Source organism: Paenibacillus sp. FSL H8-0104, from assembly GCF_038050215.1.
GTDB lineage: Bacteria > Bacillota > Bacilli > Paenibacillales > Paenibacillaceae > Paenibacillus > Paenibacillus amylolyticus.
In genome coordinates, this window is sequence record NZ_JBBOTC010000001.1 from 5,627,303 (window position 1) to 5,639,995 (window position 12,693).

The window sequence follows — 12,693 nt, forward strand, 5'->3', positions numbered from 1 at the left end:
TAAATACAACTTGCTCATATATGATCTCTGCTCCTACAGGAGCGAAATGTCTTATCCCATTATACAGCGGAATTCACCGAAACGAAAATGTGCACTTCTCCCAGGCTAGCCGCATTCGCCGGATTCCCTCTGTTATCTCTTCTTTCTCCAGATGTGCAAAAGCAAAGCAGGCCGCCGGATGACCTGAACTCAGCCGATATCGCTCTGCATCACGGAACAGTATGCCATCCTCCTGAGCAAGCTTTTTAAATCGCTGATAACTGTCCACATCGCCATTCCAGGTAGCGTAGATATGCAGTCCTGCATCACCAAGCTGCATCGTGAATGCTTCCGGCCACTGTAGTTCCATCTCTCTGACAAAAAAATCATGCCGTTCCCCATATAACCGGGTTAACCGCCGTAAGTGTCTCAGGTAACCTCCTCTGGTCATAAACTTTGCCAGTGCGCGCTGCTCCAGCAGTGCCGGAGGTACCGGTTCATACAACGCCTTGGCGGCAAGCAGAGGTTCTACCAGACCAGGTGGCAGGACGGCGTAGCCAAGTCGAAACGAAGCAACCATCGTTTGTGAGAATGAACCAACGTAGATGACGCGCTGTTCACGATCAAGCACTTTGAGGGGTTCAATTGGTCTTCCACCCCATCGGAATTCACTGTCGTAATCATCTTCAATGATGACCGCATTCCGCTTTGAGGCCCACGCAAGCAAGGCACGTCTTCTGTCCAATCCCAGCACGGCCCCTGTTGGAAACTGCCGGGTAGGGGTGACAAATAACGTCTGTGCCTCCCAAGGCTGAGGAATAATGCCTGCGGCATCCACCTCTGCCGGGATGATATGCCCACCACAGGACTTGACGGCATGAGCAATGCCCGGATACCCCGGATTCTCTAATACAACTGCTGCCCCCTCTGCGATCAACAGCTGGGATAGAAGGGTGATGCCTTGCATTGAACCGCTGAACAATACAATCTGAGATGGTTCAGCCTGAATACCACGTGTCCATCTGAGATGGGAGGCGATGGCCTCACGCAGCTCCGGATCACCGGCTACACCGCTTGATTCTCGCCAACCACTGCGATGAACCGCAGCGAGTGCACTCTTCCACTCGCCTAACGGGAAATGTTCCGCAGGCATGCGCTGCATTTGAAAATTAATGACGGACGGCTTCGGTGAAGACATCTGAGTCCGCAGGACTTCATGTTGTGTATTCAACCTCTGTACTCGTTCGCCCCAGGCAGACAGCTTGAGAACGGCTTCCTGTTTTTCATTTTCCTGAGTGGATAATGTTTCGGTGACAAATGTACCTCTTCCCCGATGTGCATGGACATAACCATCCGCAAGCAGCATGTCGTATACCTGAGCTACCGAACCACGTGACATCTCATATTGTTTTGCCAACTCACGGGTGGAAGGAAGCCGCGTGCCTCCCACCAATGTGCCTGCATGAATGGCATCACGTAACGCATGGTACAATGCCTCATACTTGTATCGATGCTGAAGTTCATAGGTATCCATCGGCAGCCACAATTCCATCATGCACCTCTCTTCATTTGTCTTCATCTGTGATCCCTGACTAATTGGCCTACTAAAGTGAATGTAAATTGGATCTATTTCATTGTCAATGTATGAACTATTGTTATCCATAAGATATGGCGTTTTATTATACATTTCAATGATGGGGGATTACACATGAGACGGAAAGAATTCACAGTAGATGAAGAACAGGAAATTACCGCATTTCTGGATCAGTGCTCCTTCGGGTTTCTGGGAACGGTCAGCCCGGACGGACAACCACGGGTTACACCGCTGAATTTTGTATATATGGACGGTTGCTTTTATTTTCACGGCAGTCTGGCTGGCGAGAAGATGAAACAGATCAAACAGGATTCGTCGGTCAGTTTCACAGTAGCTGAAGAGTTCTCCCTGATTCCATCCTATTTCAGTGATCCTGAGCTTGCTTGTCCAGCGACTTCTTTCTTCAAAAGTGTCATGGCCTTCGGTCAGGCTGAACCGGTTAAAGATCTGGACATCAAAGGTAAGGTACTGCAACGATTCATGGAGAAACTCCAGCCGCAAGGCGGATATGTACCCATTGACGCTACTGACTCGCGTTACACAGGAAACCTCAAAGCTGTAGCCGTAGTCCGAATTATCCCAGAAAAGATCAGCGCCAAGTTTAAATTTGGACAAAATTGGTCTATTGAACGCCTGGATCATATCCGTGGTGAACTGGAACAGCGCAATGAAGGAAGAGATGCCGAAACTGCTGAAATGATGCGGAAATACTGTCCATTTCATCAACAATAAGTTTCATTTCTTGAGGATTACTCCAAGGTCGAATACAACGATAACCCACCCGAAAACCCTCTGCAACAACGCGGTAAAGTGATATAACTGTCATATTGCGTAATTTCCGTGACGGGGGCATGTCAAGGTGATATAATGTTAGGCAGTTGAATCACAAAGACTTGGAAGGATGAAAAGAATGAATCCACTGGCTGAACAGTTGAACGAAAGTATTCAGACAGGCAGCAGTCACGTCTACTCCATGCTGTCACAGCTTGGCAAAGAAATTTATTTTCCTAAAGAAGGGATCTTGAGTCAATCTGCTGAAGCAGCAAGCTTGGCCAAGACCCATAATGCCACGATTGGTATCGCCCTGGAGGGTGGTGTGCCGATGCATCTTCAGGTTATTCAGGAGAAGCTGTCTGCATTCCAACCAAAGGATCTGTATCCTTACGCTCCACCTGCAGGCAAACCTGAATTGCGGACCGTTTGGAGAGACAAGATGCTGAAGGAAACGCCTTCTCTGGAAGGCAAAACGTTTGGCAATCCGATTGTAACCAATGCATTAACCCACGGACTTAGTATCGTAGCCGACCTGTTCGCCGATGAAGGGGACGCTGTCATATATCCAGATAAAAACTGGGAAAATTACGAGCTGACCTTCGGAATTCGTCGTCATGGCCAGTTGGTTCATTATCCCCTGTTCGATGATCAGTTGAACTTCAACAGTGATGGTCTGCTTCAGGCTTTGCTTGATCAAAAGGACAAAGGTAAAGCCATCGTTCTGCTCAACTTCCCGAATAACCCTACAGGTTATACGCCTGGAGCCGAAGAAGCAGATGCCATTGTGAACACGATTCTTCAGGCAGCTGAAGCCGGCGTTAACGTGGTTGCTGTAACAGATGATGCCTACTTTGGACTGTTCTTCGAAGATTCCATTCATGAATCCCTGTTTGGCAAACTTGCCAACATTCATCCACGTGTGTTGACCATAAAAGTGGATGGTGCAACCAAGGAAGAATTCGTATGGGGCTTCCGCGTTGGATTCATTACGTATGCCCATGAAGATGCAGCCGTTCTGCATGCATTGGAACAAAAAACACTCGGTATTATCCGGGCAACGATCTCCAGTGGCCCGCATCCTTCCCAGACTTTTGTACTGGATGCGCTCAAAGCACCGGAATTTGAAGCACAGAAACAGGAGAAGTTCGAGATTATGAAAGGCCGCGCCAATAAGGTAAAAGCCATTCTCGATAGCGGCAAGTATGGAGATGTATGGGACTATTATCCGTTCAACTCCGGTTACTTCATGTGCCTGAAGCTAAAAGAAGTTGGCGCTGAAGAACTTCGAAGCCATTTGCTGCACAAATATGGTGTGGGTACAATCGCGCTGGGTGAATCGGATCTTCGAATCGCCTTCTCCTGTATTGAAGAATCCGGGTTGGAAGATCTGTATGAAACCATCTATCGTGGAGTTCAGGATCTGCGGACGACTTAGTTTAAATACCGTAACAAAGTTACAACAATCTCAGTAGCTCAGGGGAAACAGGATCATGTCTGTACCCTGAATGATATAAGAACCCTTTGTATAACGGCGACGCTTCATGTCTCTGGATATACGAAGGGTTCTTTTGTGTTTTACATTTGCCTGATACTAGTCCATTCACCCCGGACAGCTGCCCAAAAGCTTTAATTTCTGGCTTTACCAGGCATCGGCCCAATCAGCCTACCCCCACGGCACATAATATACGATGTACGCAAGGGCGTGCCAAACAACCACTTGAAAGGGGAATGACCATGTCTGGAGTTGAAGATACAAGAGGCGGTTATGGATGCGGCGGTTACGGCGGAGGATTTACAAACACAGGTGCTATTCTCGTTCTGTTCATCTTGCTCGTGATTATCACTAAATCGTTCCTCTGTTAGTACCAATACACACTTACGCGAGAACCAAGTGATCTAACTACAAGATTCCATTACAGCACAAAGAAGGGTATTCCGGGACACAGCCCGGCATACCCTTCTTTTGTTATCTTTTGTACCTCTCACTGATGAACCCAATGTAATAATCCGAGTTGGTCAGGTGTCCGATCGTTTACTCGTCCTCTTCTTCCTTCAACCACTTGTTACCTTGCGAACGCCGCATGATCACAATCACCAGTATACCCAAAATAAGTGCTACTCCGGTGACAGTCAGTCCGCTTGCTCCGGCAGCCAGCATAGGCAACCACATGAGTAACGCAGCCAGTGCATGTAGATGGAATATGAATCCCAACACCTGAGAACGACGACTCTCACCCGAGATTGGATAGATCATAATCCAGAACGATTCACTATGACTGCGACGCAGCGCACCTAACTGAACACCTGCAAGCAACAGGAAGAACAGATACACCCCGACACCAAAGTAGCTGCCTGCTGTCCACCAGGATAGTAACATGCCCAGTACAACTAGGCGTAACACGATTGAGAACACTTCGGTTCGAACAAACGTTTTGGTGATCAAGTAACGGTAAGCTTTCCCTGCATTCCAGGGAAGACCACTCCCCAATTTGCTAAGCCAGCGACGCGAACTTACTTTCTGTCCGGATGAAGGTACATCCACAAACCAGCCAAGCGTACGCATAACCCTGCCAGCCTGACCCTGCTCTACCTGAATCAGTCGTTCCCACGCAACACGATGTTTCACCGGTATACGCAAGGCGACGATGTAGACAACAGCCAGCAACAGCAGGAACCAGACGCTGCGCTGCGGTGGCTGCCACAGCCAAGCGCCAACCGCCAGCACTGCCAGAGCCCATCGCAAGAGACGATATCCTCTTGCCGCACCGACCTGAACCATTCTTAGCTCTTGCCATGCTCCATAACTGGACAACCCTTTCCACAGCAACAGGAATACAATGAACCAGCCAAATGGCCGTGCATCCAGATCTGCTCTGACATAGAGCGGCCACAGTGTAACAAATACAAGCAGCAAGCCCAGAGTTTTATAGATGATGCCCCGGGCAAAGCTGTTCTTCAAATATTCCTGCATCCGGTATTCCTGTGGTCGCAGGAACACAATATCTGCCGGAAGCAGATATGTACGATAACTGCTAAACAGCACTAGCGGTGCCAGCAGCAGCAATGCAACCCAGCGAATCGGAAATTCCGCCGGAATGTTCTGGACAAACGATGTATACCAGGCGGAGAACGCAATGACGAGAAATAAAAAGACCATAGCTACACCGCTCTGGATCACATAACCCAGATAAGGAAGAATTCCGTTCCAGAATCCTGTGCGTCTTTGCTTCCATAGCAGCTTGAGATCCATGCTCAATCCCTGCCTTGTACGAGGGAATAGAACATGTGCTCCAGCGTGGCATCCGATTCCCCGAATTGGGAGCGCAGTTCATTCAGCGTACCTTGAGCAATAACCTGCCCACGGTGCAGAACGATAAAACGGTCACAGTAATTTTCAATCGTGGACAGAATGTGTGAACTGAGCAGGATGGATGATCCCGAAGCTTTCATCTCCAGCATAAAATCAAGCAAAGAGCGAATACCCAGCGGGTCCAGTCCCAGGAAAGGCTCATCAATGATGTACAGTGGTGGTCCGGCCACAAAAGCACACATGATCATGACCTTTTGTCTCATCCCCTTGGACAGGTGAGTCGACAGACTTGTACTTTTCTCATTCATACGGAACAGTTCCAGTAGTTTCTCCGTACGTTGTTTGAAATCAGCCTCCGACACATTGTACGCTCTTGCCGTAAACTCCAGGTGCTCCATCACCGTCATCTCATCATACAGTTCGGGTGATTCCGGTACAAATGCCATAGCCGATTGGTAGATCTGCGCATCCTCGTCCCGCTTCTTGCCCATCACTCGCACTTCGCCCTGTTGAGGTGTCATCAAGCCGAGGATGTGTTTCATGGTTGTGCTTTTGCCAGCACCGTTTAAGCCGATTAGTCCGACCATCTCTCCACGTCCAACTTCCAGATCGATGCCGTGAAGGACGGGCCGTTTGGCACTATAACCTCCGCTTAACCCGCTGATTTGCAGAACAGGCGATTGAACGTTTTCCATCTATCCCTGCACCCCTTTCGTCAGATTCTATTCTTCGGAGCGTGGCGTTTTATCTTTACTCCACTTGGGTGCTCCTTTGTTTTTACGATCCTGGTCGCGCTCCGTGCGGCCTGTATTACCCGTTGGTTTGCTACCTGCTGGACGCGAATTGGAGATTGTAGCTCTGGTTCCCCCATTACGATTGCCCTGACCTGGTTTGCGATCTCTGGATTGTCCTGGTTTTCTGGAGAACGAATGTCCCTCAGGCCGCGTGTCCGGACGCGGGTCAGCCTCCAGTACTTTACCGCCAAAGAGTACACGTTCTGACAGTTCGATTCCGAGTTCGCGTGCGAATTTACGCATAATAAAGATCTGTGTTTCATCCACAATGGACAAAACGATACCCGAGCGTCCCATCCGGCCTGTACGACCTGCACGGTGAACATAGTGCTCCGAGTCAAAGGCAGGGTCATAGTTAATGACCATTGGCAAACCTTCGATATCCAGTCCTCTGGCAGCCACTTCGCTGGCAATCAGCAACTGAAGTTTGCCATTACGGAAGGCAGACAATACGTTACTGCGCGTCACTTTGTCAGCATCTCCATACAGCGCAGCAGCGGACAAGCCCAGATGATTCATTTTTGCTTCAACTTCACCAATATCTTCGGTTGCATTCACAAATACGATTGCCCGATCCGGATTGTACTGTCTAACCAGACGACGCAGCATGTCAATTTTGTTACGGTTTTCTTCTACAAAATAATAATGCTCAAGGCCCGCAGCCGTAGCTCGATCCGGTTCAATTCCGATCTGCACAGGCTCTTTCATCTCACGCTTTGCGAGTCCAGCTGTATGCTCATCAATGGTTGCTGACAGGAAGATCAGCTGACGGTCCCGCAATGCGCTCTTGAGTACAAAGTTCACGTCACTTACGCCGCCAAGTTGGAACACTTGGTCTGCTTCATCGATAACAATCGTAGAGACGTTGTGCATTTTCAGTTTTTTGAGTGTAATCAATTCCTTCAGTCGTCCCGGTGTACCCACAACCAATTGTGGATGCTCACGTAGCTTCTCGATCTGACGTTTAGCCGCTGCGCCTCCAATTAGACCCAATACGCCAATCTTACGTTCTTCCGCATAACGCTGCGCTTCACGTACAATTTGCATCGCCAGCTCTTGTGTAGGTGCAATAATGAGTTTCTGCGTACCTTTGATATCCATTTTGATGGATTGTAACAGTGGCAGCAGATATGCCAGCGTTTTTCCTGTTCCCGTCTGGGATTTGGATACGACATCTCGGCCTTCCAAAATAACCGGGATCGTCTGAGCCTGTACAGGTGAAGGTTCGTTAATGCCATGTTTCGCCAAAACGGCCTCCAGATCCTGTTCCACGCCAATTGAAGCAAATGTTTGATTCGTCATGTATGTCCATCCTTTTAATTTATTCATTTTGATGCTAGCCTTGCTTGTACGGATATTACCGAAGCCTGTCATCACATTACCTTTCATTATATGCGAAAAAAGCCTGTGTACCAAATCTTATTCCAGAATTGTATGTATACACGCCAAAAAAAAGAAAAGCCCCTCGGCGGAGCCTTTCTTTCATTCCGTATATGATGCCTCGTATCACATTTACTTCTGATTCATTACACCGTGCGACAATCGATCTGCAAGACGAGGAAATAGCTGGTACAACCATATGCCAGCAGAAGCAAGTCTTGGCAGATTCACTTCTTCCTTGCGCTTTTTCATCGCCCGAATCATATGACCCGCAACGTCTTCCGGTTTCAACATCATCCAGCGTACATTATTCACATAATTGCCAGAAGGGTCAGCCCGATGGAAAAATGGTGTATCAATCGGACCCGGATTAATCGTTGTCACCAGGACGCCAGTCTTGCGAAGCTCTTGACGCAGCGCATTACTAAATCCGAGGACAGCATGTTTCGTAGCTGTATAGGAAGCGGATTTGGCGGTACCAATTTTGCCAGCCATGGAGGCCACGTTCACAATCTGACCTTTGCCACGTTCCAGCATTTGTGGAAGCACTGCTTTGGTGCAGCGGACAATGCCCATGTAATTAACGTTCATCATCTCATCGAATTCCTGTACAGACATCTCAGTCATCGCTGCGAATTTCCCGTAACCTGCGTTGTTCAGCAAAATGTCGATTCGTCCGTATTTATGCAATATCGCATCCACAGCTGCCTGAACCTGCTCACTATCCGTAACATCAAGTGTGAGTAATTCATGCTGCCCTTTCAGCGAGGCACCAATCTCTTCCAGCTTGTCCCGTGAACGGGCAGCCAGAATTGGGATGGCTCCTTCTTCTATCAGCATCTGCGCACACAGCGCACCGATACCACTCGATGCACCTGTGATAAACACTACCTGATCTTTCAGCATCCGTGATGTCCTCCCGTATTGAACACATATTGCCTTTAGAGGCGTATGGTTCTATTCTACGAGATCATGACCTGAATATCCATCTCACCAATGCCGTCCATCAGCAAAGGAATGCTCAGTGCTTTCGTTGCACTAAATGTAGTCAGATGTTCGGACTTCATTACTTGTGGAGGTGTAATATCGACAACAACACCCTGGTTTGACAAGATAGTGCTGGCATTACCACTGATCATATTCCCCAGTTCGGAAATCGCACTTTTGCTCATTTCATCCATTTCTGTAATGACAAAACCACCCATCATCGCAGATACAATTTTCAATGCAACTTGTTCATTAATTCCAAATACAATGTTTCCGCTAAGTTGTCCGGTCATTCCGATCACGATCCAGACATGGTCTGCAATGTACTCTACATTTTTCACGCCAAGACTCCCGGTGGAAGGCGAAACCTGGATGAGCTGTTCGAATACGTTCCGTGCCGATTCCAGGAAAGGATTAATCACTTCCGCTTTCACTGTCTATGTCCCCCTCGCACTGGGTTATTGGTCACACACCAAAAGTCCCATATTCATTAAATTTATTATACTTTATCACGTACAAGAATTCATTAAGAATTCGTTAAACCATGTGTACTATAATTTATCGTCATCCGTGGGGCAAATGTTTATAGCTGATTCTAGCGAATAAACAGCGCTTTTCACTTCTTTTGAAGAAAGCATTTCGATCATCGTGCGTGGCAAAGGGTATTTAGGACTTTATTACTGCTTTCTCACAACTGTAAAAAAAATCAAATTCTTGTATTCGCGTTTTTTTCACAGTCTCTTGAACTACTTTTGATCCTGATCATTACCTTCATTGCTCTGCTGTCCTGAATCACCTATAATTTAAGATAACGGAACAATAACCAGTTACGGGATTACATCACACTAAACATTACATAATCAAGAAATTTTGCCTGCAAGGAGGTCACCTATGAACATAAGCCAACTGGAGACACTAATTACCATTTCCAAAACGATGAGCTTCCGCAAAGCGGGAGAACTTCTGAACCTGACCCAGCCTGCCGTCTCGGCCCAGATCAAAAGTCTGGAGGACGAATTCAGCACCGTTCTTGTGGATCGTAACCAACCCGTTACCCTGACAGACCGTGGACAGGTATTCCTGGAGCACGCTGAACGGATGCTCGATATCGTTGATGAGTTGAAACAAAAATTGTCCGATCTCGATGAAACGCCTCAGGGACGTATCGTGTTAGGCACAACAACTTCCATTGCTATTCAGATCTTGCCAAGGGTGTTATCCTATTTCCAAGATCAGTTCCCGCTGATCAAAACCAGTATCCAGTCCCTTCCTTCATCACAGATCTATACCCAGGTCGAAAATGGTCTGGTTGATATTGGTATCGGTTATCTCACGGAGCGTAATCCCAACCTGAATACATCTGTGCTGTACTATGACACATTTGAACTCGTGGTATCTCCTTCCCATCCGCTGGCGAAGAAGAAACATGCTGCAGTCGATGTGCTCCGGAGTACACCATTGATTCTGCTGTCCCCTGATACCGTAGGACGAAGGTTTACGGAAACTATCTTCAAGAAACATAATATTGAACCTAATATTGTAATGGAGTTGTCGAGCAGCGAAGAAGTGAAACGGATGGTCGAGATTGATCTCGGGGCAGCTGTCATCTCCAAACAATCTGTTGCGCATGAGTTGCGTCAAGGTACATTACGAATGATACCCTTAAGTGAGCTGGAGGTCAGTCACCCTGTTGGTGTCATCTATAAGTCCAGTCGATACCTTAACTCAGCGATGCAGCAGTTCATAAGTGACCTCAAAGGTATGCCGGAAACCCAATTCATCAGTTCAGAATGACAATGAGCCATGAGAAAGGAAGGATTCCATATGAAATTTGATCTTCATACACATCATTTTCGTTGTGGTCACGCAGACGGCAACATCCGCGATTATATAGAGGCAGGTATTAAGGCAGGACTTCAGGCCATCGGTATCTCGGATCATACGCCGTACTTTGGCAGTGAGCTTGAGCAGGCATTTCCCCGGATCGCAATGGGCAAGTCGGAATTGCAGCATTATGTGGAAGAAGTCCTTGCTTTGAAAGAAGAATACGCTGGTAAAATCGATGTGCTGCTCGGCATTGAATCCGACTACTTCCCTGTTCATGCAGAATTGTACCGTACCACACTGGGACAGTATCCTTTTGACTATATTATTGGTTCAGTTCATCATACCGAGGATGTGAGTATCTTCAACAAAACCCGGTGGAAAGGACTGAGCGATGCTCGCAAAGTTGAAGTGAAAGAGAGTTATTATTCATTAATTCGGGAATCGGCTCGCAGCGGTATGTTCCAGATTCTTGGACACATTGATGCGATGAAAGGAAACTATCCACCCTTCTCTGAAATTATCGCTGATCAGGCCATTGATGAAACGTTGCAGGTCATTGCAGAATCCAACGTAGCGATCGAAATTAACACATCTGGCAAAACCAAACTCAGCGGTGGCTGGTATCCCTCAGATGCCATTCTGGAACGCGCCCATCATTATGGAGTGAAGGTGACATTTGGATCGGACGCTCATAAACCACAGCGGGTTGCAGACGAGCTGGATGACGTTCGTACACGTCTCAAGGAGATCGGATTCACCGACTGGGTATACTTCAAGCAGAAACAGATGCAGGTTGTTCCACTGTAAAATATAGCAAACACAAAGGCCCCCACAGCGCGCTTGTTCACGCCGTGGGGGTTTAGGTTTAATTCTAAATTAAAATTATTATATAAGTTAAACTGAACATTTACACGATAACGGAGAGGACAGAAATAACTTGAAGAAGCGAAGCGGTCGCCTAAAAGCTTTCTGAAAGAAAGCTGCATCGGAAGCATACGCTATGACCGGATTTTCCCTCTTAAATATGGGAATCAAAAAAATCCGGGTATAACAGCGATCGGAAGGTTATTCTGTCATCGGAGTGGCCAGTGTAAATATTCCACAGTTAACTTATATGGACAAAAAAAAATGAACCCGCTCGCGCGGGTCCCAACAGCATTATCTATTATCAAAAAGGGGGTCATGAGATAAGTTTACCCCCTGTCTGTTAGAGTTCAATTGCAGCTATATTTCAATTGTGTAACAAATGATTGAAGTTCGATTCATTCACGTTTGACTACTCTTACTCTATGTCATTGCGGCTTGTCAGATACCAAGGTTTGCAGGTCTTTTTCCTGAAGCGGGCGTACGTATTGTTCCCGGTACATACTGTACACTTTAACATCCATCAGGGATTCTGATCCCTCGTCATCCTCATCATGCAGTACAAACGAGGGAAGACTCCGCTCATAGGACATCCCTATTTTGCTTAGCACCCGTTGTGAAGATACATTGGCCTCATAACAACGTGCTTCCACCCTCCCCAGATGAAGATCGTCAAATCCAAACTGCAGCAGCCGCTGTACCGCCTCGGTAGCCACACCCCTGCCCCAACAGGACCTGTTCAGGATGTAACCAATCTGTGCGGTACCATTCTGATCATTCCAGTGCTGGAATGAGGTGATCCCAATCACTTGTTCCTTGCCTCTCCAGCAGATCCCATAATGTAACGAATCCAGCTTGGCGCTGCTGCTCCGTATCTGGTTCAATAACCGTCTCGCCCGGATTGGCGTGGGCTGGCTTCCCCTATTCACATATCTTATGACTTGAGGATCGGAAAAGAGTTCCGATAATGTGCTGTAATCACTTTGACGTAATGATCGCAGGACAAGACGCTCTGTCCACAAAGCCGGCAGACCTTGAACCAGCATTTTTCGGGTAAGCATGACAATCGCTCCTTTTGCCTAAACGGGCTCTAGTCCGGTAAGACAAGCATGCTCTGATGATGATCCGGCGTAATACCATTTGAACTGATCCACGAACTTTAGTATTCGCATTTTAGTATTAAT

At 47.4% G+C, this 12,693-nt stretch carries 12 protein-coding genes; 5 read left to right on the forward strand and 7 right to left on the reverse strand.

Features of this window, described 5'->3' with window-relative positions:
• Positions 1-73 precede the first annotated feature (73 nt).
• Positions 74-1,534, reverse strand: coding sequence for a MocR-like pyridoxine biosynthesis transcription factor PdxR (pdxR, locus tag NST38_RS24805; RefSeq protein WP_445933720.1), 1,461 nt, complete (start codon positions 1,532-1,534; stop codon positions 74-76).
• 153 nt (positions 1,535-1,687) lie between these two features.
• On the opposite strand from pdxR, the gene NST38_RS24810 reads away from it, so the two are divergent.
• The 3 genes from NST38_RS24810 (at position 1,688) to NST38_RS24820 (ending at position 4,210) form a co-directional block, all read left to right on the forward strand.
• Positions 1,688-2,305: a pyridoxamine 5'-phosphate oxidase family protein gene (locus tag NST38_RS24810; RefSeq protein ID WP_047841265.1), complete on the forward strand. Its 618-nt coding sequence runs from the start codon at positions 1,688-1,690 to the stop codon at positions 2,303-2,305.
• 178 nt (positions 2,306-2,483) lie between these two features.
• A complete protein-coding gene (locus NST38_RS24815; RefSeq protein WP_047841266.1) occupies positions 2,484-3,782 on the forward strand; it encodes an aminotransferase class I/II-fold pyridoxal phosphate-dependent enzyme in 1,299 nt (432 codons plus the stop codon).
• Positions 3,783-4,081: 299 nt separating this feature from the next.
• On the forward strand, positions 4,082-4,210 hold the full coding sequence (locus tag NST38_RS24820; RefSeq protein ID WP_017692471.1) for a hypothetical protein: 129 nt from the start codon (positions 4,082-4,084) through the stop codon (positions 4,208-4,210).
• 169 nt (positions 4,211-4,379) lie between these two features.
• Here the strand turns inward: NST38_RS24820 and NST38_RS24825 are convergent, their stop codons facing one another.
• The 5 genes from NST38_RS24825 to NST38_RS24845 all read right to left on the reverse strand — a co-directional run bounded on the left by NST38_RS24825 (position 4,380) and on the right by NST38_RS24845 (position 9,252).
• A complete protein-coding gene (locus tag NST38_RS24825) occupies positions 4,380-5,597 on the reverse strand; it encodes an ABC transporter permease (protein ID WP_047841267.1) in 1,218 nt (405 codons plus the stop codon).
• Between the two features lie 2 nt (positions 5,598-5,599).
• Positions 5,600-6,352, reverse strand: a complete 753-nt coding sequence (locus tag NST38_RS24830; protein ID WP_036605802.1) for an ABC transporter ATP-binding protein — start codon at positions 6,350-6,352, stop codon at positions 5,600-5,602.
• Between the two features lie 27 nt (positions 6,353-6,379).
• Positions 6,380-7,753, reverse strand: coding sequence for a DEAD/DEAH box helicase (locus tag NST38_RS24835; protein ID WP_047841268.1), 1,374 nt, complete (start codon positions 7,751-7,753; stop codon positions 6,380-6,382).
• Positions 7,754-7,963: 210 nt separating this feature from the next.
• Positions 7,964-8,737: an SDR family NAD(P)-dependent oxidoreductase gene (locus tag NST38_RS24840; protein ID WP_076253255.1), complete on the reverse strand. Its 774-nt coding sequence runs from the start codon at positions 8,735-8,737 to the stop codon at positions 7,964-7,966.
• Positions 8,738-8,793: 56 nt separating this feature from the next.
• Positions 8,794-9,252: a chemotaxis protein CheX gene (locus NST38_RS24845; protein ID WP_036605799.1), complete on the reverse strand. Its 459-nt coding sequence runs from the start codon at positions 9,250-9,252 to the stop codon at positions 8,794-8,796.
• Between the two features lie 457 nt (positions 9,253-9,709).
• Here NST38_RS24845 and NST38_RS24850 point away from each other — a divergent pair, with 457 nt between their 5' ends.
• Positions 9,710-10,612: a LysR family transcriptional regulator gene (locus NST38_RS24850; protein ID WP_036605798.1), complete on the forward strand. Its 903-nt coding sequence runs from the start codon at positions 9,710-9,712 to the stop codon at positions 10,610-10,612.
• 30 nt (positions 10,613-10,642) lie between these two features.
• Positions 10,643-11,452, forward strand: coding sequence for a histidinol-phosphatase (locus tag NST38_RS24855; protein ID WP_076253254.1), 810 nt, complete (start codon positions 10,643-10,645; stop codon positions 11,450-11,452).
• A 485-nt stretch (positions 11,453-11,937) separates the two neighbouring features.
• Here the strand turns inward: NST38_RS24855 and NST38_RS24860 are convergent, their stop codons facing one another.
• On the reverse strand, positions 11,938-12,570 hold the full coding sequence (locus NST38_RS24860; RefSeq protein ID WP_076253253.1) for a GNAT family N-acetyltransferase: 633 nt from the start codon (positions 12,568-12,570) through the stop codon (positions 11,938-11,940).
• Positions 12,571-12,693 lie beyond the last annotated feature (123 nt).